The organism is Kitasatospora sp. SUK 42 (assembly GCF_015776785.2).
GTDB lineage: Bacteria > Actinomycetota > Actinomycetes > Streptomycetales > Streptomycetaceae > Kitasatospora.
The window spans coordinates 1,446,248-1,467,610 of record NZ_LFMD02000007.1 but is presented as its reverse complement, the minus strand read 5'-3'; the positions used below and the strand labels follow the sequence as shown (position 1 = coordinate 1,467,610).

General features: G+C 74.8%; 11 protein-coding genes and 2 pseudogenes. 7 read left to right on the top strand and 6 right to left on the bottom strand.

Features of this window, described 5'->3' with window-relative positions:
- Positions 1 to 186 precede the first annotated feature (186 nt).
- The 3 genes from RZ50_RS27995 to RZ50_RS27985 form a co-directional block, all read right to left on the bottom strand.
- On the bottom strand, positions 187 to 2,961 hold the full coding sequence (locus RZ50_RS27995; protein ID WP_196948419.1) for a SpoIIE family protein phosphatase: 2,775 nt from the start codon (positions 2,959 to 2,961) through the stop codon (positions 187 to 189).
- Positions 2,962 to 3,404: 443 nt separating this feature from the next.
- A complete protein-coding gene (locus RZ50_RS27990) occupies positions 3,405 to 4,157 on the bottom strand; it encodes a maleylpyruvate isomerase family mycothiol-dependent enzyme (RefSeq protein ID WP_196948420.1) in 753 nt (250 codons plus the stop codon).
- 37 nt (positions 4,158 to 4,194) lie between these two features.
- A complete protein-coding gene (locus tag RZ50_RS27985; RefSeq protein WP_196948421.1) occupies positions 4,195 to 6,180 on the bottom strand; it encodes an aldehyde dehydrogenase family protein in 1,986 nt (661 codons plus the stop codon).
- Between the two features lie 121 nt (positions 6,181 to 6,301).
- On the opposite strand from RZ50_RS27985, the gene RZ50_RS27980 reads away from it, so the two are divergent.
- Positions 6,302 to 6,718 carry a MarR family winged helix-turn-helix transcriptional regulator gene (locus RZ50_RS27980; RefSeq protein WP_196948422.1) on the top strand — a complete coding sequence of 139 codons (417 nt, stop codon included), beginning with the start codon at positions 6,302 to 6,304 and terminating at the stop codon, positions 6,716 to 6,718.
- A 257-nt stretch (positions 6,719 to 6,975) separates the two neighbouring features.
- Here RZ50_RS27980 and RZ50_RS27975 read toward each other — a convergent pair whose 3' ends face one another.
- From RZ50_RS27975 to RZ50_RS27965, 3 genes and pseudogenes are all read right to left on the bottom strand, one after another.
- A complete protein-coding gene (locus tag RZ50_RS27975) occupies positions 6,976 to 7,875 on the bottom strand; it encodes a dioxygenase (protein ID WP_196948442.1) in 900 nt (299 codons plus the stop codon).
- A 637-nt stretch (positions 7,876 to 8,512) separates the two neighbouring features.
- Positions 8,513 to 9,184 (bottom strand): annotated as a pseudogene (locus RZ50_RS27970) (LUD domain-containing protein); the annotation flags it as partial.
- 5 nt (positions 9,185 to 9,189) lie between these two features.
- A pseudogene (locus RZ50_RS27965) lies at positions 9,190 to 9,805 on the bottom strand ((Fe-S)-binding protein); the annotation flags it as partial.
- A 421-nt stretch (positions 9,806 to 10,226) separates the two neighbouring features.
- On the opposite strand from RZ50_RS27965, the gene RZ50_RS27960 reads away from it, so the two are divergent.
- The 6 genes from RZ50_RS27960 to RZ50_RS27935 all read left to right on the top strand — a co-directional run bounded on the left by RZ50_RS27960 (position 10,227) and on the right by RZ50_RS27935 (position 21,250).
- Positions 10,227 to 10,760 carry a hypothetical protein gene (locus RZ50_RS27960; RefSeq protein ID WP_196948423.1) on the top strand — a complete coding sequence of 178 codons (534 nt, stop codon included), beginning with the start codon at positions 10,227 to 10,229 and terminating at the stop codon, positions 10,758 to 10,760.
- 246 nt (positions 10,761 to 11,006) lie between these two features.
- The gene (locus RZ50_RS30265; protein ID WP_196948424.1) at positions 11,007 to 14,648 is read left to right on the top strand and encodes a DUF4132 domain-containing protein; all 3,642 of its coding nucleotides are present in this window, start codon (positions 11,007 to 11,009) and stop codon (positions 14,646 to 14,648) included.
- Between the two features lie 65 nt (positions 14,649 to 14,713).
- A complete protein-coding gene (locus tag RZ50_RS27950; RefSeq protein ID WP_196948444.1) occupies positions 14,714 to 15,796 on the top strand; it encodes an AAA family ATPase in 1,083 nt (360 codons plus the stop codon).
- Positions 15,796 to 18,102 (top strand): DUF5682 family protein, encoded by a 2,307-nt coding sequence (locus RZ50_RS27945; RefSeq protein WP_196948425.1) that lies wholly within the window; start codon positions 15,796 to 15,798, stop codon positions 18,100 to 18,102. The genes RZ50_RS27950 and RZ50_RS27945 overlap by 1 nt, the downstream gene beginning before the upstream one ends.
- On the top strand, positions 18,099 to 19,241 hold the full coding sequence (locus tag RZ50_RS27940; RefSeq protein WP_196948426.1) for a VWA domain-containing protein: 1,143 nt from the start codon (positions 18,099 to 18,101) through the stop codon (positions 19,239 to 19,241). Before RZ50_RS27945 ends, RZ50_RS27940 begins: the two co-directional genes overlap by 4 nt.
- Complete coding sequence (locus tag RZ50_RS27935) at positions 19,238 to 21,250, top strand: hypothetical protein (RefSeq protein WP_196948427.1); 2,013 nt, start codon at positions 19,238 to 19,240, stop codon at positions 21,248 to 21,250. Before RZ50_RS27940 ends, RZ50_RS27935 begins: the two co-directional genes overlap by 4 nt.
- Positions 21,251 to 21,363: the final 113 nt, after the last annotated feature.

The window sequence follows — 21,363 nt, the reverse complement described above, 5'->3', positions numbered from 1 at the left end:
CACCAGGCGCCGTTGCGGCATCGGCGTGGCGCCGGCCGCGGAAGATCGCACCGGAACGAGCACTGAACCAGGGCGTGTTCCACATTCAACTGCGGCGATCGTGGCGGAGCGAGCCGAGAGCCGACGCGGTCGGGGACGGAGGCGGTGGGCAGTGGCCCGCGCCGGTCCCGGAATCACGCCAGCAGCTCACGCCAGCAGCGCCTCGAACTGGCGCTCGGGCGCGGTCAGTGGTTGCTCGGCCCAGATGACCTTGCCGCGGGCCGTGTACCTGGTGCCCCACCGCTCGGCCAGTTGCGCCACCAGGAACAGACCCCGGCCGCCCTCGTCCGTGCTGGCGGCGTAGCGCAGGTGGGGGGCGGTGCTGCTGCCGTCGGAGACCTCGCAGACCAGGCTGCGGTCCTTGAGCAGGCGCACCCGGATCGGCTCGGTGCCGTAGCGGATGGCATTGGTGATCAGCTCGCTGAGGATCAGCTCGGCCGTGAAGGTCAGCTCCTCCAGCCCCCAGGCCGTCAGCCGGTCGACGCACTCCTTGCGGATGCGCGAGACGGCGGCGAAGTCGAACGGAACCTCCCAGACGGCCACTTGATCGGGGCTGAGCAGCTGGGTGCGCGCGACGAGGAGCGCGATGTCGTCGCTGCGGCGCGGTGGGACCATCGCGCCGAACACTGCCCGGCAGGTGTCCTCCAGGGACCGATGGTCCTGGGCGCCCGCCAGCGAACGGCGCAGCTCGGCGAGTCCGGTGCCCAGGTCGCGGTCGCGGTTCTCGACCAGCCCGTCAGTGAAGAGGACCAGTGCGGTTCCGGACCGCAGCCGCAGCTCGGCGGTTTCGAAGGGCACTCCGCCCACGCCGAGCGGCGGGCCGGCCGGCGGATCGGCGAACTCCACACTGCCGTCGGGGCGGACCAGCGCGGGCGGTGGGTGCCCCGCCCGTGCCATGGTGCACTGCCCGGAGACCGGATCGTAGATCGCGTACAGGCAGGTGGCCCCGGTGACGGGCGCGCTCTCGCCGTCGTCCGCCGCCCCGGCCGCCTCGTTCTGGTCGAGTCGGGTGACCAACTCGTCGAGGCGGGCGATCAGTTCGTCCGGGGGCAGGTCGAGGGCGGAGAAGTTGAGCACGGCCGTGCGCAGCCGGCCCATGGTGGCGGCGGCGTGCAGGCCGTGGCCGACGACGTCACCGACGACCAGCGCCACGCGGAAGCCGGGCAGCGGGATGACGTCGAACCAGTCCCCGCCGACCCCGTGCAGCGCGGGCAGGTAGCGGTAGGCCACCTCCATGGCGCTCTGCTCGGGCAGTCCCCGGGGCAGCAGGCTGCGTTGCAGCGTCTCGGCCATCCGGTGCTCACGGGTGTATCGGCGGGCGTTGTCCACGCTGATCGCCGTACGGGCCACCAGTTCCGTGACGAAGGAGAGGTCCTCGTCGTCGAACGGCGCGGATTCACCCGCCCGCCAGAGGTTGACCGTGCCCAGGGTCAGGCCGCGCGCCCGCAGCGGCGAGGTGATCAGCGAGTGCATCCCGTACGAGAGCACCCGGTCGGCGGCCTCCGGGGCACGCGCCCGCCAGGCTTGCTCCTGGGGCAGGTCGTTGGTCAGCGCGGCGTGCCCGGTCTTCAGCGCGGTCTCCTCCGGGGTGCCGGGGAGCGGGCTGATCTCCGTGCCCACGGGCATGAACGGCCAGTCGTCGCCGCTGCCGCTGGTGGCCGTGCGGTGGATCCGCGGGCCCTGCTCGGTGCCGAGGTCGCCGAGGTCCGGGTACGGCTCCTCGCCGCGCAGCACGGGATCGGCGAGCTCGACCGTGGCGTAGTCCGCGAACCGGGGAACCACCACGTCGACCAGCTCCTGCGCGGTCCGCCTCACGTCCAGGGTGGTGCCGACCCGCAGCCCCGCGTCGTAGAGCAGCCGCAGCCGGGCCCGGGCCGCCTCGGCCTGCCCGGCCAGTGCCCGCAGCTCGGTGGTGTCGCGGATGGTCGCGGCGCTGCCGAGCCCGCCGCCGTACGGTGCGGTGGGGCGGTTGTTGACGGCGAGCAGCCGGTTCCCTGCCAGGTGCACCTCGTCGGTCGCGGTGCGCCCGGAGGCCAGCAACTCGGCCAGCCCGGGATCGAGCCCGAGCTCGGTGACCGGCCGCCCCTCCACCTGGGGCGGCAGCTCCAGCAGTCGCCGGGCCTCGTCGTTCACCAGCAGCACCCGTCCGTCGCCGCCGACGATCAGCACACCCTCGCGGACCGCGTGCAGCACCGCGTCGTGGTGCTCGTACATCCGCGCCATCTCGACTGGGCCCAGGCCGTGCGTCTGGCGCCGCAGCCTCCGCCGCACCAGCGCCGCCCCGCCCATGCCGACGGCGAGAGCGGCGGCCGCGCCGCCGATCAGGACCGGCAGCTGCCGGCTGACCTCGCCGCCCACGCGCGCGACGGTGATTCCGACCCCGACCACTCCGGACGCCGAGCCGTCCGGTCTGAGGACCGGCACCCCGGACTCCACGACCCGCCCGCCGAACGTCTGGAAGCTGTCGGTGGTCGGCCCCGTGAGGGCGCGCTCGTACGGGCCCTCGACATGCTTCCCGATCAGCTCGGGGCTCTCGGCCGTGTAGCGGATCCCCTGCGGGCTGGCGAACACGATGTAGTCGAAGTGGCCCTGCTTCGCGACCTTGTCGGCCAGCGGCTGCAGCGCCGCGGTCGGATCGGGGCTGTCCATCGCGCTCACCACCCCGGGGTCCTGCGCCAGGGCGACGGCCGCGGCACGGGTGCGGCCTTCGGCCACACTCGTGGCGTAGTGCCGGGCCTGCAGGACGAGCGTCGTCAGCGCCGCTCCGACCAGCAGCGCCACCACGACCAGCAGCCACACGAACACCTGCCCGGCGACGCTGTGCACCCGCAGCCGCGAGCGCGGCCCGCCCCGGGCCGGCCGATCCTGCCCGGGGCCACCTGGGTTCGCACCCGCGGGGGCGTGGCCGTCCGCTCCGTGCATCGGCCCGGGTCAGCTTCCGGCGCGGTCGTTCATGCGGGTCTCCCGTCGTCCGACGGCTGAGAGGACTCCCAAAGCAGTGGCACCGTCCTCGGCCGGGCACCTCGGCTTCCAGATCAGACTAGTACCGGGCCGTTGGCCGTGCCTCCACAACCGGCCGTGGCCACGGGGTCACACGGCGCGGGGTGCCGTCCCGCCCAGGCTGTGACAGCGGTGGGCACCATCCTCCGGCCCGCTGAGCCCGACTCCGGACCCCGTCGGCCGGCTACCGGGTCGGCCGGCCGACGGGGGCGGCCCGGCGTCGAGGGCCCGGCGCGAGCGCGGTGGCCGATCGCCCGCACGCGGACGAACGGGGATCCGGCGGATGGCCCACCGAGTACCGTGCCTGGTCTTCGGGCCGCCCGGGTCACCGGCCGCCCGGGTGCGGGGCGGCCGGTGGCTTCCGGTCAGAACCGCGAATGGGCGAACCAGTGGTCGAGCAGGCTCTGGTCGCCGGAGAGTTCGAAGGAGGCCGCGGTGCGGTCGTAGCGGCCGTAGAGGAGCAGCAGCAGGTCGGCCGCGGTGGCCGCGTGGACGGCGGCGTCGGCCGGGCCGTCGGTGTCCGGCTCCAGGCCGAAGCCGTCGGGGCGGAGCCGGACCAGCCAGCGGCCTTCGGGGCAGCTGAACCGGATGGTCCGGTGCTCGGCGCGCAGTTCGGCCGTCGCCGGGGCGAACGGGAAGGCGTTCGGCAGGTTGACCAGGAACTCGTCCACGCCGTCCAGGGCGAGCGCGGGGTCGATCTCCGGTCGCAGGCCCAGGGCGAGTTCGGCGTCGGCCCGGTGCACCAGGGTCTCGAACAGCATGCGCCGTACCCAGAAGCGGGCGTGCTGGTCGATGCCCCAGGCCCACATCGGCTCGTCGAGGTCGCCGGCGTCGAAGGCGCCGGTGGCCTCGGCCAGGCTGTCGGCCAGCCATTGCGGGTAACCGGCGTCCTGCTCGGGCAGCTTGAGCTCGACGTCGCGGCTGGTCGGCGGCTGCTGGATGCGCCCGCGCAGCAGCACGGCGAACCAGCGCTGGACGCTGCCGGCGTGCCGGATCAGGTCGGTCAGCGTCCAGCCGGGGCAGGACGGGACGGGGGTGGACGGGTCGGCGTGCTCGACGATGCCGACGAACCGGGCGGTCTCGGCGGCGACGGCCGCCCGGTGGTCGAGAGTGCTCATGAACTTCCTTCTGCGAGTGGGGACATGGCGGAGCGGTTCAGGACATCGGCTTGTCCAGTACGGCCTTCGGGTGGCTGAAGGTCTCGATCGAGTACTCGCCGTGGTAGCGGCCCATGCCGCTCTCCCCGACGCCGCCGAACGGCAGGTCGGGCATGGTCAGGTGGGAGACTGGCAGGCCGAAGGTGAGCGCGCCGGACGAGGTCTCCTCGATGAGCCGCTGCTTGGTCCGCTCGGACTCGGTGAAGGCGTACAGGGCTAGCGGCTTGTCGCGCTCGTTGATGAAGGCGATCGCCGCGTCGAGGTCGGGCACGCTGATGATCGGCAGCACCGGGCCGAAGATCTCGGCCCGCATCACCGGGGCGGTCGGCTCGACGTCGGCGAGCACGGTGGGCGCGATGTAGCGCTGGGCTCGGTCGTGTTCGCCGCCGGTGACCACCCGGCCGTCGCCGAGCAGGGCGGTGAGGCGGTCGAAGTGCCGCTCGTTGACGATCCGTCCGTACTCGGGCGCGGTCGCGGGGTCGTCGCCGTAGGTCGCGCGGACCGCTTCGACCAGCCGCGTCTCCAGCGTGGAGGCGGTGTCGCCGACGGCCAGTACGTAGTCCGGGGCGACGCAGGTCTGGCCGGCGTTCATGAACTTGCCGCGGGCGATCCGCTGGGCGGCGACGGCCAGGTCGACGCCGGGCTCGACGACGACCGGGCTCTTGCCGCCGAGCTCCAGGGTGACCGGGGTGAGGTGCTTCGCGGCGGCGGCCATCACGATGCGGCCGACCGCGCCGTTGCCGGTGTAGAAGATCGAGTCGAAGCGCTGGTCGAGCAGGGCGGTGGTCTCCGGCACGGCGCCCTCGACCACCGCGACGGCCTGGCGGTCCAGGTAGCGCGGCAGCAGTCGGGCCATCGCGGCCGAGGTGGCCGGGGCGAGCTCGCTGGGCTTGACCACAGCGGCGTTGCCGGCCGCCAGGGCGCCGATCAGCGGGGTGATGGCGAGCTGCAGCGGATAGTTCCACGGCGCGATCACCAGCACCACGCCGAGCGGGTCGCGCACCACCTTGGCCTCGGCGGGCTGGAGTGCCTCCGGCACGGCGGCCGGGCGCGGGCGCAGCCACTCCCCGAGGTGCGCGACGGTGTGGTCGAGTTCGTTCAGCGCGAAGCCGACCTCGGTGCGGTAGGCCTCCTGGCGGCCCTTGCCGAGGTCGGCGTGAAGGGCGTCCACGAGCGCCTCGCTCTGCTCGGTGAGCATGGTGCGCAGCGCGGCGAGCTGGGCGAGGCGCCAGGCGAGCGGCTTGGTGCGGCCGGAGCCGAAGTGCGCGCGCAGCCGGGCCACCACGGTGGCCGGGTCGGTGGCGAGTGCGTCGACCATGGCGTGGGCGACGGCGGCGGAGGAGGCCGGGTTCTGGCCGGTGAACAGGCCGCGGTCGGTGACGAGGTGCGGGGTGAAGGGGGCGGCCTCGGCGAAGTCGGCGCCGAGTTCGGTCAGCCGGTCCTGGAGCAGCCAGACGGCCCGGTCGGCGAATCCGGCGGCCTGCTCCTCGGCGTTGGTGAAGCCCGTCATCCGGTACCCGGCGAACGGCCAGCTGCCGTCCGCCCGGCGGGCGGCGAGCAGTGCGGCGGGAGCGTGGCAGACCACACCGAGCGGCGTGCCGGCGTCGAGGGCGCGGGTGAGCAGACGGCCGGAGGTCTCGTTGACCGCGAGGTCCTCCATCGGGCCGTGGCCGCCGGGGTAGAAGACCAGGTCGTAGGCGTCCGGGTCGATGTCCTCCAGGCGGGCGGGGTGGTCCAGGTCGGCCCGGATGCCGTCGAGGTAGTCGGCGTGGCGCGGGTCGCCGCCGGCCTCGGGAGTCAGGCTGGCCGGGTCGATCGGGGCCGGGGCGCCGCCCGGCGTGGCGATGGTGATCTCGTACCCGGCGGCCCGGAAGACGCGGTGCGGCTCGGCGAGTTCCTCGGCCCAGTAGCCGGTGGGGTGCTTGGTGCCGTCGGCCAGGGTCCAGTGGGCGGCGCCGGTGACGACGAACAGGGCGGAAGTCATGGCAGAGCTCCAGCAAGGGGGGGGAAGTGAAGAACATAGATGGTTGATGCCTTCAAGCAATATGCTTCACGGTAGGCCTCAATGGTTGAGGATGTCAATCATTCTGGCTATCCTCGGGTTCATGACCGAGAGCGCGCCGCCCACCCCCGCCCAGTTGATGGACCAGCTGGCGCGCGCCGCGGCCGCGTACTACCGGCACTTTGCGGTGGCCTCGGGCGAGCACGGCCTCACCCTCATGCAGGGCAAGGTGCTCGGCCTGCTCCGGCGACCGATGCCCATGCGCACCCTCGCCGAGCTGCTCGTCTGCGACGCCTCCAACGTCACCGGCATCGTCGACCGGCTGCAGGCCCGCGACCTGGTCCGGCGCGAGACCGACCCGGCCGACCGGCGGATCAAGAACGTGGTGCTCACCACGGAGGGCGAGCGCACCGTCGAGCGGATCCGGGCCCGACTGACCACCGACCTCACCGCGCTGGAGCAGCTGGACGACGAGGACCGCAGGGCCTTCCAGCGGCTGCTCGGGCAGGTCTTCCCGTAGTCTTCCTCGTCGGCCCGCTGCGACCCGTTGACCCGCGCCGCTCCCGGAATTACGCCCGGCAGCGCCTCGAACAGGCACTCGGGCGCGGTCAGTGGTTGCTCGGACCAGATGACCTTGCCCCGGGCCGATCCTCCCCGGCGCGGCTGCCACTCCAGGCTCTCGGTGGAGCACCCGGGGTCTTCGCACGCCGCCCTCAGGGCTGCGGGGCTTCAGGGCTGTGGGGCCTCAGCACTGTGGGGCTTCAGGGCTGTGGGGCTTCAGGGCTGTGGGGCGAGGACGACGTCGAAGCGCACCCGGGACCACGCCTGGCCGTCGAGTTCCCGGCCGTCAGGCCCGGGGGTGCCGGGGCGCTGATCCTCGAACCGCTTGACGAGCGAGTCCTTCACGCCGAACACGGAGTCGCCGAGCCGCAGTTGGGGGTCGCCCTCGACGAAGGCCTGGGTCACCAGGGTGCGGTAGCCGGGGGCGGTCACCATGTAGTGCAGGTGTTCGACGCGCTGTGGGGACCGACCGACCGCTTCCAGCAGTCGGCCGACCGGCCCGTCGTGCGGGACGGGGTACGAACCGGGCTTGAGGCCCCAGAAGCAGTAGCCGCCGTCGTCGCCCGAGTAGAGGTGGGCCCGCCCGGCGACGCGGCCGTCGGCGTACTGGACGTCGTAGAGGCCGTCCTCGTCGGCCTCCCACACCTCGATGCGCGCTCCGGCGACAGGGCTCCCGTCGGTGTCGGTCACCGTGCCCTCGACCCAGCACGGCGTGCCCGCCGCACCACCCGCGAGGTCACCGCCGTGCGGGATGCCCGGGGAGTCCGTCACGAAGAACGGCCCCAGGACGGTGGCCTCGGTGGCATGCTCGTACGCCTCGTTGTTGACGGCGACGGTCTGCATCGACGCGCCGAGGACGTCGGAGAGCAGGACCAGCTCCTGGTGCTCGTCGCCGGCGAGGCGCCCGGCCTCGGCGAGGAACCGGATCGCGGTGCGCCACTCCTCCTCGGTCAGCCGCACCTCGCGGATGAAGGCGTGCAGGTGCCGGGTCAGCGAGCTCATCACCTCCCGCAGCCTCGGGTCGGCACAGTTCGCGAAGCTCGCGACGACGCTTTCGACGAGGCCGTGTTCGCGTGCGGCCTGGTCGGCGGAGGCGGCGGGATCGCGGTCGGTCATGGTCAACTCCTCGTGGACGTACGGTCGGTGGCCGGTGGCCGCGACCGGAGTGGAGCCGGCCGGGGCCTCCGACGCCTCGCCGGAACGGCGACTCACCCTCAGCCATCGTGCGGGTGCGGTGGGAGTCGGCGCTGCCGCGACACGGTCCAACGCCCGCCGAATCTCCTCGTCACCGACCGCGGCGACTCGGGCTCGCGCGGGTCGGGTTCCTCCTGCGCCTGGTGGCGGATCCCCACCAGTCGGTGTCCGCACGGAAGTCCGCGAAGGGCAGCGATCCGGTCGGCGTCATCTGGGGAAACCCGGTGGCCACTGGTACCTTCGCCAAGGACAGCACCCTCAAGACCGTCCTGCCCGGGCTCCAGGTGCGACCGACGGTACGCCCGGGGTACCGGGACGTCGTCCGGGGTCTCGCCGGCCGGGACGTCGGTGAGGGCGGCGCGGATCCGGCCGAGGATGGCCTCGCGGCTGCTCATCACTGGCCCTCCTTGTTCTCACACTTGTTCTCACGCCACCAGCTGCGGAAGGACTGGGCGGGCGGCGCGGGGGTGTCGCGGGTGTCGGACCAGCCGTGCAGTCGTCCGATCCGGCCACGCCGGGCGAGCGCCCGGCCGCCGAGCGCGGCCGCCTTCTGGGCGACGGCGAGCAGGAACGAGGAGTCGAGGACGGTGGCGGCGACCTTGGCGGTGAGGAACTTCTCCCGCAATTGGCGCCGGGCCGCCTCGGCGAGCTCGGCCGGGGCGTCACCCAGCCCTTCGGGGGCGGGCTGACCCCACTCCCCCATCCGGGCGGCGAAGATCTCGCGGATCTCCGTGCGGTTCCTGTGGATCGCCGGGACGAGGATGTGAGAGGGCCGGTCGTCACCCAACTGCACGATCAGCTCGGCGAGATCGGTCTCGTAGGCGGTGATCCCGGCCCCGGCGAGGTGCTCGTTGAGGCCGATCTCCTGGGTCGCCATGGACTTGACCTTCACCACCTCCCGTTCCCCGGTGGCCCGGACCAGCTCGGTGACGATCCGGTTCGCCTCGGCCGCGTCCGATGCCCAGTGGACGGTGCCGCCCGCCGCCGTGACGGACTGCTCCAACCGCACCAGGTAGCGGTCGAGATGGCGTGCGGTGCGCTTCTTGATCGCGGCGGCCGACTCGCGCAGCGCCTCCCAGTCGTCCAGCTCCGAGGCTACGGCGAGGCGCTTGTCCCGGATGGTGGAGGTGGCCCGTTTCAGGTTGGCGCGCAGCTGGCCGTCTGCGAGAGCTGTGCGGGCGGCCTCAGGAAAGGCGGGGCTGCCCAGGAAGACCACTCCGCGGCTGTCCATCGTGCTCAACGAAGATCCCCCTCTCCGGCCGCGAGGATCTCGGCCAGGTGCATGGTGCGCACGCTGCCGCCCTGGCGGGAGAGGCCGCCGCCGATGTGCAGCAGGCAGGAGTTGTCGGCCGCGCACAGCACCTCGGCGCCGCTGTCCAGGGCTCCTCGCAGCTTGTCCGCGAGCATCGCGGCGGAGGTCTCGGCGTTCCTGACGGCGAAGGTGCCGCCGAAGCCGCAGCAGGAATCGGCGTCCGACAGGTCGACCAGGTCGAGGTCCTCGACGGCGCGCAGCAGTCGCTGCGGCCGGTCACCCAGGCGCAGGCCGCGCAGGGAGTGACAGGTGGGGTGGTAGGCGACCGTGTGCGGGAAGCGGGCGCCAACGTCCGTCACCCCGAGGACGTCGGTCAGGAACTCGGTGAACTCGTGGACCCTGGGCGCCAGTTCGGCGACCTCGGCTCGGATTCGGGGGTTGCCGTGCTGCTCGGCGAGGATGGGATGGTTGTCGCGGATCATGCCGGCGCAGGAGGCGGAGGGGGTGATGACGGCGTCGTGGTCGGCGAAGGTCCGGGCGAAGCGCTCCACCAGGGGCGACGGCTTCGGGGCGGTATCCGGTGTTGAAGTGCATCTGCCCGCCACCGCGACTTCGCCGCCACCACCTCCCCCGAGGTCGCCTACGACGCACGCGTCCACACCGCGTACCTGCTGGCCCTCCAGGGCCATCGCCCCGACCAGCTCGCCCAGCACCTCGGTCTGCCTGATGCCGCCACCCGCTCCATCGCCGAGCACGCCGAACGCTCGGGCCCCGACGGTCCGGGCACCCGGCCGCCGGGCGCCTGACGCGCGCCGGACACGACGCCGCCCTGCGCCGCTCGGGAGGCTGCGGTTCGGCTCGACCGCGATGTCCAGACGGCCGCGCGCCGGTTCGGCCGTGCCATCGGACGTACTCTCCTCCCGCCGGACCACTGGAGTCCCGGACGGCTCCCCCTCCAGAGGCACCGGCATCATTCACCGGGACGACGCCGGCGAATCGGCTGACGCCGAGGGTAGTGAGCATGAAGACGACGACCACGCCCTCGGCCGCTCCCCCCGCAGACGGCACCGAGCGACCCGTGCCGCGCTGGGCCACCGCCATGGCGCGGGCCATCCCTCTGGTGGGACTGCCCGCGTGCCTGTGGCGGCTGCCGTTCGCGGTCGGCTTCACCATGGGGACGGTGCAGGAGAAGACGTACAGCTGGTGGGTGATCGCGCCGTACGTGTTCACCCTGAGCACGGTCTCCGAGTGCCTCGCCCTGCTCTCCATCGGCCTGGTGCGTGGGTGGGGCGAGGTCGTGCCCGGCTGGGTCCCGGTGATCGGCGGTCGGCGGGTGGCACCGGCCGCGGCGATCGTGCCGGCGACCCTCGGCGGGCTGGTGCTGACCGGCGTACTGGTCGAGTGGTGGCTCGCGATCCTCGGTGTCATCCCCGGCCTGCACTACACCAACGACTCGTGGCGGGTACTGGGAGTGTGCTGCCAGGCCCTGATGCTCCTGTGGGGTCCGCTGCTACTGGCCGTCACCTACGCCTACTGGGTACGGCGCTGCCGCTGAGCCCGCCACCGGCGAATGCCCACACCTCGCGACAGCCCCCTGGCCACGGCACGGCGATCGCGGCGGCGAACCGCTCCCCCTTCACGGACAGGCCGGCCGCCTCGCCGAGTACGCAGAGTCACTGATCGGCGCGCAGCTGGTTCCTCCGGTGGGACCGACCCCGCCGGGCGGTCCGCCGGGTGACCTGTCAGTGGGCTTCGCTACTGTTCCTCACCTGATCAACCGTTCGAGGAGAGGGGCGGAGCTGTGCGGCGCTGGGAGTTCGTCGAGGGCGGCTCGGACAAGTTCTGGGAGGCCGCGGTCGACGGTGCCGTGGTGACCGTGCGCTACGGCCGGACCGGCACCGACGGGCGGGAGCAGAGCAAGGAGTTCCCGACCGCGGAGGCGGCGCAGGCGCACTTCGCCAGGACGGTCGCCGAGAAGGAGCGCAAGGGCTACCGCGAGAACGGCGTCGGCGCGGCCTCCACCCCGCAGCCCGTCGTGGCGACCGCCTCGGCCGCGCCCGCCACGCCCGCCGCCGCCCCCGAGCCCCTGGACGCCCCGGTCGACGAGGACGCCTTCGTCCTGCCGGAGGCCTGGCGCCGGGTCGTGATCCCCCGCCGGGGCGGCGTCCCGCGCCCACCGAGCGCCCTGGTGAAGGACGCGGTGAACGGCTACCACGCCGCGCTGAGGTCGATGGACGACTGGCTGGAGCAGGCGCTCACCTCGGACCGCAGTGACGCGGAGCTCGTCGAGGCCGCCCGTGCCCACCACTCCGGCGGTCGGGACCCGGTCGGTGCGGCGGTGCTGGCCGCGGTGTTCGCGAGCTCCACCGACAACAGGATCCGGACGGCCGTGGACGCCTGGGTGGCGGAGTTCGGCCTGCCGTTCGCGGCCAGGGCCACCGTCGAGCTGTTCACGGTGGCCGTCGAGACCGACTGGCACAACTCCCGCGCCGTCAACCCGCGCCTCCGACGCGCGGGCATGCGGACGACCGCGATGTACCGCCCCGCCGCGGACCGCGTCCGGTCGCTGCTGGCGGCGTGCGACGAGAAGACCCACCGCGCGGCGGTCGAGGCCCTGTCCGACCGCCGGGCCGACCTGTCCCGCCTGGTGGTGGCGGCGTACCTGGTGCCGTCCGAGTCCGCCTGGGCCGAGGAGTGCGCGGAGTCGGCCGCGCGGCTGGGCACGGCCGAGCGGTCGATGCTGCTGTGCTCGCTGTCCTCCGCCGAGCCACTGAAGAAGCTGCCCCAGCTGCCGAGCCTGGGCTGGGACGGCTGGTCCGCCGAGATCATCGCGACCGTGGCGGAGGGTCTCGGGGGCGGCGCCGCACCGCTGCTACTGCACGCCCTGGCCAGCGACTACCTCTACAGCGACAAGCAGAAGCAGCTGCTGAACGCGATCGCCGAGCTTCCCTCCGACGAGGGCTTCCGGGGGCTGCTGACCCACCAGGAGAACGACAAGGCGGCCCGCGGAGCCCTGGTGGCGGCCATGCGCCGCTTCCCCCGACGTGCTCTGCGCCTCCTCGCGGAGGCCGCCGCGGAGGCCGCCGAGCCGGCCGTGCAGCGGCTCGCCCGCCAGCTCCTCACCGCCCACGTCGCCGCCCACCGCGCGACCGCGCTCGAACTGCTGCCGCAGCTGCCGCCGGAGCAGGCGGCCCTGGTCGAGCCGCTCACCGACCTGGGCGGCCGGGTGGCGGACGTCCGCCCCGACTCGCTGCCGGAGCTGTTCACCAGCCCGCCGTGGACCCGTCCGCGCTCCACCGCCAGGCCCCGCGTGCTGACCGGCCTCACCGCGCCGGAGGAGCCGCAGCTGCGTTGGCTGCCGGGTGAGCGGGAGACGTGGGCGGCCTCCGAGTCGTGGTACGCGCGCTGGTCGGACGGCGACTGGCAGCGGATCGCCGGCACGATCCGGGCCGCGAGCGGGACGTCCGGCGGCGCCCGGTCCCGGTCCAACCGGCACGAGGAACTGGCGCTGTTCGCGTACGGCGACGAGGAGCTGGGCCGGCCGCTGATCTCGCAGTGGCGCGGCGAGGAGTACGTCTGGGACGCCGTGGGCGCGCTGCGCCGGGTCGCCGCGCGCTTCGAGCGGGACGCGCTCGACCCGGTCCTGGCCTCCGCGCTGCAGCACCCGGCCACGCACGCGTCGCTGCTGCTGCCGTACCTGGACGTCCGGGTGGCCGTGACGATGGCGGACTGGCTGGTGCGCCTCAAGTCGGCGGGCGACGCCGCCCGTTCCTGGTTCGCCCGGCACGGACTGGACGCGGCCCGTCTGTTGGTGCCCGCCGCCACCGGGAAGGCCGGTACGGCCCGGCGCGGCGCCGAACAGGCCCTGCGGCTGATCGGTGCCGCGCACGGCGCACCGGCGGTGCGCGCCGTGGCCGGCGAGTACGGGCCGGAGGCGGAGGAGGTGGTCGGTGCGCTGCTGTCGGCCGACCCGCTGGTGAACGTGCTGCCCGCGAAGGTGCCTCAGCCCGGTGACTGGGCGGAGCCGATGATGCTGCCCCAGCTGCTGGTGCGCGGCGGTGGCGGCGCGCTGCCCGCGGAGGCGGTGCGGCACGTGCTCACCATGCTCGCGCTGTCCAAGCCGGGGGCGGTCTACCCGGGCCTCGACCAGGTGGCGCAGGTGTGCGAGCCCCGGTCGTTGACGGACTTCGGCTGGGCGGTGTTCGAGCAGTGGCGGCTGGCGGGCATGCCGTCCCAGGACGGGTGGGCGCTGCACGTGCTCGGCCGGCTGGGTGACGACGAGACGGTCCGCCGGCTGACGCCGCTCCTCCGGGCGTGGCCGGGCGAGGGGGCGCACCACCGCGCGGTGGACGGCCTGGAGGTACTGGCCGCGATCGGCAGCGACGTCGCCCTGCTGCACCTGCACGGCATCGCGCAGCGGGTGAGGTTCAAGGCGCTCAAGGCGCGGGCGCAGGAGAAGATCGCCGAGGTGGCGGCCGGGCTCGGCCTGTCCGGGGAGCAGCTGTCCGACCGTCTGGTGCCCGACTTCGGGCTGGATGCCGACGGGACCACCGTCGTCGACTACGGCACCCGGACCTTCACGGTGGGCTTCGACGAGCAGCTCAAGCCGTACGTGCTGGACGCGGACGGCACCCGCCGCAAGGACCTGCCGACCCCGGGGGCGCGCGACGACGCCGAGCTGGCCCCGGCCGAGCGCAAGCGCTTCGCCGCGTTGAAAAAGGACGTCCGCACGGTGGCGGGAGACCAGATCCGCCGCCTGGAGGACGCGATGGTCACCCAGCGGTCGTGGACGGCGGAGGAGTTCCAGCAGCTCTTCGTCGGGCACCCGCTGCTGTGGCACCTGGTGCGCCGGCTGGTGTGGCTGGCCGAGGCGGACGGCGCCACCACGGCGTTCCGGGTCGCCGAGGACCGCACCCTGGCGGACGTCCAGGACGAGGTGTTCGCCCTGCCCGCCGGGGCCACCGTCAAACTGGCCCACCCGCTGCTGCTCGGCGACGACCTGGCCGCCTGGTCGGAGCTGTTCGCCGACTACGAGATCCTGCAGCCGTTCCGTCAGCTCGGCCGCCCGGTGTACGCGCTGAGCGACGAGGAGCGGGCGGGCCACCGCCTGACCCGCTTCGAGAACGGTCCGGTGCTGCCCACCGCCCGACTGGTCGGCATGGAGCGGCGCGGCTGGCAGCGCGGCGAGCCCCAGGACAACGGTGTGGAGCGCTGGCTGTCGCGCCGGGTCGGGCCCAACCGCTACGTGGTGCTCGCCCCGGAGCACGGCATCGCGGTCGGCATGCACGACGTGTATCCCGAGCAGCGGGTGGAGACGGTGTGGATCGACGTCCGCCCGAACGACTACTGGACTCACAACCGGACCTTCCCGACCTTCGCCGAGCTCGACCCGGTGACCGCCTCCGAGGTGATCGCCGACCTGACCGAGCTGACCACGCCGTGACGGCGCACCACCCCACCGACAGCCACCCCACCGACAGCCACGCGAACCACACCGGGAAGTCCGCCATGACCACCACCGCCGAGGAGCAGCTCCAGCGGCCGCCCGCCGAGGTCCGGTACGCCGGGGAGCTGGCGGCGCTGCGCGCCGAGGACCGCGACCCGCGCCCGCCGGGCTGGGAGCTGAGCCTGCGCGCGGCCCGCCGGTTCATCGTCGGCGACGAGGCGGCCGGCATCGCCCGCAAGTTCGTCGGCCACCCGGCGCTGGTCGAGCGCGCCCTCGTGACCCTGGCCACCAACCGCGGCCTGCTGCTGGTCGGCGAGCCGGGCACCGCCAAGTCGCTGCTGTCGGAGCTGATCGCGGCGGCGGTCAGCGGCACCTCCCGGCTGACCGTGCAGGGCGGCGCGGCGACCACCGAGGACCAGATCAAGTACTCGTGGAACTACGCCCTGCTGGTCTCCGAGGGCCCCTCCACCCGCTCGCTGGTGCCCGCGCCGATGCTGCGCGGCATGGCCGAGGGGCGGCTGGTCCGGTTCGAGGAGATCACCCGCTGCCCGCTGGAGGTGCAGGACTCGCTGCTGTCCCTGCTCTCCGAGCGGGTGGTGGCGATCCCCGAACTGGACGGGCCGGAGGGCATGGTCTTCGCCAGGCAGGGCTTCAACGTGATCGCCACCGCCAACACCCGCGACCGGGGGGTGAACGAGATGAGCGCGGCGCTCAAGCGCCGGTTCAACTTCGAGACGGTCTTCCCCATCCCCGACCTGGACACCGAACTCGCCCTGGTCGAGGCCGAGTCCGGGCACCTGCTGCGCCGCTCGGGGGTGACGGCGGCGCCCGACCGGGACCTGCTGGAGGTGCTGGTCACCGCCTTCCGCGAGCTGCGGGCCGGCGAGGGCGGCGACCGCCCGTCCACGGTGATGAGCACCGCCGAAGCAGTCTCGGTCGCCCACGCGGTCGGGCTGCGCGGCTGGTACCTGCGCGGCGAGGCCGGCAACGCGGCCGACCTGGTCGCCAGCCTGGCCGGCACCGCCGCCAAGGACAGCCCGGAGGACCTGGCCCGGCTGCGCCGCTACCTGGAGCAGCGGGTCCCGCGGCGGCGCGGCCCGCACTGGCAGGCCGTGCACGACGCCCGCCACCTGCTGGCCGGCTGATGCCCGCGGTCTTCCTCGGAATCCGCCACCACTCCCCCGCCTGCGCCCGTCTGGTGGCGGACACCGTCCGGCGGCTGCGGCCCGCGTACGTGCTCGTCGAGGGCCCGGCCGACCTCAACGGCCGGCTGGACGAGCTGACCCTCGGCCACCGTCTGCCGATCGCCGTGTTCAGCCACTACCGCGACGCCGATCGCACCGCGACCACCTGGGCACCGCTGTGCGACTACTCGCCCGAGTGGGTGGCGCTGCGGGAGGGGCGGGCGGTCGGCGCGGAGGTGCTCTTCGTCGACCTGCCGTCCTGGCACCCGGCGTTCGAGCTGCGCGCCAACCGGTACGCCGACGCGGAGGCCCGGTACGCCGAGGCCACCGCCCGGCTGTGCGAACGCTTCGGCACCGGCTCGGTGGACGCCCTGTGGGACGGCCTGTTCGAGGTGGCGCCGGCGGACGGGCTCGCCGAGCGCCTGGACGCCTACTTCGACCTGGTCCGCGGCGACGCCGACGCGGACGAGGGCGACCGGGCCCGCGAGGCGTACATGGCGGACTGGGTGCGCGCCGTCGTCGCCGAGGCGGGGGCCGCGACCGTGCTGGTGGTCACCGGCGGCTTCCACACGCCCGCCCTGCGCGCCCTCGCCGCCCGCCCCGCGGAGGCCCCCGGGCGGCCCGCGCTGCCCGCGCCGCCGCCCGGCGCCGTCTCCGGCAGCTACCTGGTGCCGTACTCGTTCCGGCAGCTCGACGCCTTCGCGGGCTACCAGTCCGGCATGCCCTCGCCCGCCTACTACCAGCAGCTGTGGGAGGACGGCCCCGAGGTCGCCGCCGACCACCTGCGGCAGTCCGTGGTCGCACGCCTGCGCGGGCGCCACCACCCCGTCTCCACCGCCGACCTGGTCGCCGCCGCCGCGCTCACCGGCGGCCTCGCCGCGCTGCGCGGCCACCCGGTGCCGGCCCGCACCGACGTGCTCGACGGCCTGGCCGGCGCGTTGGTCAAGGACGACCTGCCCCAGCCGCTGCCCTGGTCGGAGCGCGCCCCGCTGGCGCCGGGCAGCCATCCGGTGGTGGTCGAGATGGTCGCCGCATGCAGCGGCTCCCGCACCGGGCGGCTGCACCCCGACACCCCCGCCCCGCCGCTGGTCCACGACGCCGCCGCCCGGCTCGCCGCCATCGGCGCCACCGGCACCCGCCCGCTGACCTGCGAGCTCACCACCGAGGAGGGTCTGGCCGCCAGCCGCACCCTGCACCGGCTGCGCGTCCTCGGCGTGCCGGGCCGCCACCGCACCGCCGGCCCCGCCCACGGCGGCGACCCGGTCACCTCCGAACGCTGGGAGGCCGGACCGGACAGCGGCCGCGACGCCGCCCTGATCGAGGCCGGGGCGTACGGCGCGACCCTCGACGAGGCCGCCGCCACCGTCCTCGCCGAGCGCGCCCGCACCACCGAGCCGACGGACACCGGACTCGCCGCGCTGCTCTTCGACACCGTGCTGTGCGGCGCCACCACCCTCACCGACCGCCTCCTCACCACGCTCACCGCCACCCTCGCCCGCCACCCCGACCCCGGCGCCCTCGGCGGCGTCCTCTCCACCGCTCTCGGCCTCTGGCGGCACGACCGCGTGTACGGCACCGCCCGCAGCCCCCTGCTGGCCTCCGTCATCGACGGCGCGGTCGGCCGCATCCTGTGGCTGGTCGAGGGCGCACACGGCCGCTCCGGCACCGACCCCGCCCGCCTCGCGGCCCTCGTCGCCGTCCGCGACGCCCTCCGCCACGCCCCCGGCCTGCTCACCGTCACCGCCGAGGACACCACCGCCCTCGCCCTCCGCATCGCCCGCGACCCCCACACCCCGGCCGACCTCCGCGGCGCCGCCCGCGGCCTCCACCTCACCCTCGCCCCCACCGCCGATCCCGGCCTCACCCCCACCGCCGACCCCGGCCTCGCCTCCGCCGCCCTGCACGCCGCGGGAGACCCCGGCACGCTCGGCGACTGGCTGGCCGGCCTGTTCGCACTCGCCCGGGAGGAGGTCTCCGCCGACGCGGGCGACGGCTCCCTGCTGGCCGCCGTGGACTCCGTCCTCGCCGACCTCACCGACGCCGAGTTCCTCACCGCCCTCCCCGCCCTGCGCCAGGCGTTCGCCTGGTTCCCGCCGCGCGAACGCGAGCGGATCGCGCGCCGTCTGATCGAGCGCCGCGGCCTGCGCGGCTCCGCCCGCGCCCTGCTCCGCACCACCGCCGACCCCCTGCACCTGGCCGCCGCCCGCGCCCTGGAGGAGAACGTGACCGCCCTGCTCGACCGCCACGGCCTGCGGAGCACCCGGTGACCTCCCCCGAGCCGGCCCCCGCGACCGCGCCCGATCCCGCCCTGGAGCGCTGGCGCCTGGTCCTCGGCTCCCCCGCCGAGCCGTGGACCGGCCGCCCGGGTACCGACGGCGCCGCCCGCGACGCCGCCCTGGAGTGGCTGTACGGCCGCGACGAGGACCTCGACCGCCGTGGCGTCCGCAGCGCCGGCCTGGGGCCGTCGCGGGTCACCGCCGTCGACTGGCTGGACGACGTCCACCGTCTCTTCCCCCGCGAGACGATCGAGCGCCTGGAGCGCGACGCCGTCGAGCACTACGGGATCGACGAGATCGTCACCGATCCGACCGTGCTGGAGCGGGTCGAGCCGAGCGCCGCCCTGCTGCGCGCGGTGCTCCGCACCAAGCACCTGATGAACGGGCAGCTGCTCGGCCAGGCCCGCCGGATCGTGGCCGCGGTGGTGCGGCAGCTGATGGAACGCCTCACCCCGGAGCTGCGCCAGGCGTTCACGGGTGCCCGGTCGGCCCGCCCCAGCCGGCGCCCGCTGGCCCGCGACTTCGACTTCCGCCGCACCGTCCGGGCCAATCTCGGCCGCTACCGCCCCTCCGAGCGGCGGATCCTGATCGAGCGCCCGCACTTCCACTCCCGCACCCGCCGGCACCTGGAGCAGTGGCAGCTGATCCTGCTCGTCGACCAGTCCGGGTCGATGGTGGGGTCGGTGATCCACTCCGCGGTGACCGCGGCCTGCCTGTGGAACCTGCCCGGGCTGAAGACCCATCTGGTCGCCTTCGACACCCAGGTGGTGGACCTCACCTCCGAGGTCACCGACCCGGTGGAGCTGCTGATGCGGGTCCAGCTCGGCGGCGGCACCGACATCGCCCGCGCGGTCGACTACGCGGCCGGGCTGGTGGAGAACCCGCGACGCACGGTCCTCGCGGTGATCAGCGACTTCTACGAGGGCGGCGACCGGTACCGGCTGCTGCGCACCGTCCGCTCGCTGACCGGGCAGGGCGCCACCGTGCTCGGCCTCGCCGCGCTCGACGAGGAGGCCGCCCCCGCGTACGACCGGGAGCTCGCCGGGCAGCTCGCCGACGTCGGCGCGCAGGTGGGGGCCATGACGCCGGGGATGCTGGCCGAGTTCGTCGCCGAGAGGCTCGGCCGGTGACCGCCGCCGTCCGCGTCGACCTGCTGGCCCTGGACGCGGACACGCTGGCCGCGCTGGCCAACCGCGGCCTGGTCAAGCGCGCCGCCCGGGAGGTCGCCGCCGGGGACGGACCGGTGCCCTCGCTCGATCCGGACGGCACGCTGCGCGGCACCTGCCCCGACGGCAGCGTCGTCGCGCTGCCGCCCGGCACCGGGCTGGACGGCGGCAGCTGCACCTGCGCCGCCCCGGGCGTGTGCCGCCACCGGATCGCGCTGGTCCTCGCCCACCAGCGCGCCGCCGCCGACGACACCCCCGCCCCACCGGATCCCGGCCCCGGCCCCGCCGCTCCGGACACCCCCGCGCCCGCTCCCGGCTGGTCCCCCGGCGCGCTGGACGACGAGGCGCTGACCGCCGCCGTCGGCGCCCGCGCCGTGGCCGCCGCCCGCCGGACGCTGGAGCGCGGCTACACCGCGCGGCTGCACCACGCGCGCCCGGACGATCCGCAGCCGGTCGCCGAACTCGCCGCCTGCACGGTCCGGTTCCCCGTCCCCGGCGAGCTGGGCTTCGCGGTCACCGACGCCGCGCAGGACCGCCGGGGCGAGATGATCGCCCTCGCGGTCTGGGCCTTCCGGGCCGCCGACGGCCGCCCGACCGTCACGCTCGGCGGCCGTTCCGCGCCCGATCCCGGCATCCCGCCGGTCCTGGACGCCGCCCTCGATCTCGCCCGCGAGCTGCTGCTCGACGGTTCCGTGCACGCCGGGCCGGTCCTCACCGCCGACCTCCACCGGGTGCGCGGCGAGCTCGCCGACCGTTCCCTGCACTGGCCGGCCGGCGTGGTCGCCGAGCTGGTCGGCCAGCTCGACGCGTACGCCGCCCGGTCCGCCGACCACCGGCCCGAGGAGCTGGCCCTGCTCCTGGCCGAACTGCACGCCCGTCACCGCGCCGCCGCCCACCCGGGCACGTCACGGCCGGAGGTGCTCGGTGTCCGCGAGGCCGCCGAGACCCCGCTGCGCCGGGTCCGCCTCACCGCGCTGGGCTGCCGGATACGCGGCACCGCGACGACCAGGTCCGCCGAGCTCCTCCTCGCCCACCCCGCCGCGGGCACCGTCCTGGTGCTGCGCCGCAGCTGGGACGTCCCCGCCGACGGCCGCCCGCCCACCGGCCACCAGCTGGCCGCCCGCCGCGTCGCCGGCCACCGCCTCGACGCCCTCGCCACCGGCAACGTGGTCAGCGAGAGCGCCGTCCGCAGCGCCGCCCGCGAACTCGGCCTCGGTCGGGGCCGGATCGCCGGCACCACCGTCACCCCGGTCGGCGGCGCCTGGACCGACCTGCCCGCCCCGCTGCTGCTCACCGACCTCGACGCCCACCTGCGCACCCTCGAAGGCCGGCCGCCGCGGCTGATCCGGCCCCGGATCGCCGCCGAGTCGCTGCACGTGGTGCGGCTCTCCGCCGTCGAGGAGGTCCGGTACGACGCGGCCGAGCAGCGTCTGGAGGCCGCGGTCCGCGACGCCGCCGGCAACCCCGCCACCCTCGCCGCCACGTACGACCCGGCCTGCCCCGGCGCCCTCGACGCGGTCGCCGCGGCGCTCGGCACGGGCACCGTCACCCACGTCAGCGCCACCGTCCGGCGCGCCGCCGGCCGCACCGTCCTGGAGCCCGTCGCGCTCCTCGCGGGCGGCACCGTCGTGGTCCCCGACCTCGCCCCCGGCGCCGGCTCCGCCGCCCTCGGCCCCGCCGCGCCGCCGTCGGCCGACCCTGTCACCGCCGGCCTCGCCGAGGCGCTCGCCGCCCTCGCCGACACCGCCCACCGGGGCCTGCGCCACGCGGACGGCCCCGTCCTCTCCCGCCTGGACGGCACCGCCGCCCGGCTGAACCGGTGCGGCCTGGCCACCACCGCCGAGCTCCTGCGCGCCCTCGCCGACGCCATCCGTGCGGGCGACCCGGACGCCGCCGCCCGTACGTGGTCGGACTCGGCCATCCGAGTCGCCGTCACCATCGAGGCGCACCGGGAGACCGCCGGCCGCCCCTGAGCAACGCCGCTCGGTCAGCCACGGGCCGAGGCGTCAACCGGAGGCCGGCCTCCGGTTGACAAGGCTCTCGACAGCAAAGCTACGCTGAGTAGTAGATCTCTCACATCTCGTGA

Excerpts from the sequence above, each read along its gene's own strand:
- RZ50_RS27990 (WP_196948420.1), bottom strand. The coding sequence starts at position 4,157 with ATGAGCACTCTCGACCACCGGGCGGCCGTCGCCGCCGAGACCGCCCGG.
- RZ50_RS27980 (WP_196948422.1), top strand. The coding sequence starts at position 6,302 with ATGACCGAGAGCGCGCCGCCCACCCCCGCCCAGTTGATGGACCAGCTG.
- RZ50_RS27995 (WP_196948419.1), bottom strand. The coding sequence starts at position 2,961 with ATGCACGGAGCGGACGGCCACGCCCCCGCGGGTGCGAACCCAGGTGGC.
- RZ50_RS27945 (WP_196948425.1), top strand. The coding sequence starts at position 15,796 with ATGCCCGCGGTCTTCCTCGGAATCCGCCACCACTCCCCCGCCTGCGCC.
- RZ50_RS27975 (WP_196948442.1), bottom strand. The coding sequence starts at position 7,875 with ATGACCGACCGCGATCCCGCCGCCTCCGCCGACCAGGCCGCACGCGAA.
- RZ50_RS27950 (WP_196948444.1), top strand. The coding sequence starts at position 14,714 with ATGACCACCACCGCCGAGGAGCAGCTCCAGCGGCCGCCCGCCGAGGTC.
- RZ50_RS27985 (WP_196948421.1), bottom strand. The coding sequence starts at position 6,180 with ATGACTTCCGCCCTGTTCGTCGTCACCGGCGCCGCCCACTGGACCCTG.
- RZ50_RS27960 (WP_196948423.1), top strand. The coding sequence starts at position 10,227 with ATGAAGACGACGACCACGCCCTCGGCCGCTCCCCCCGCAGACGGCACC.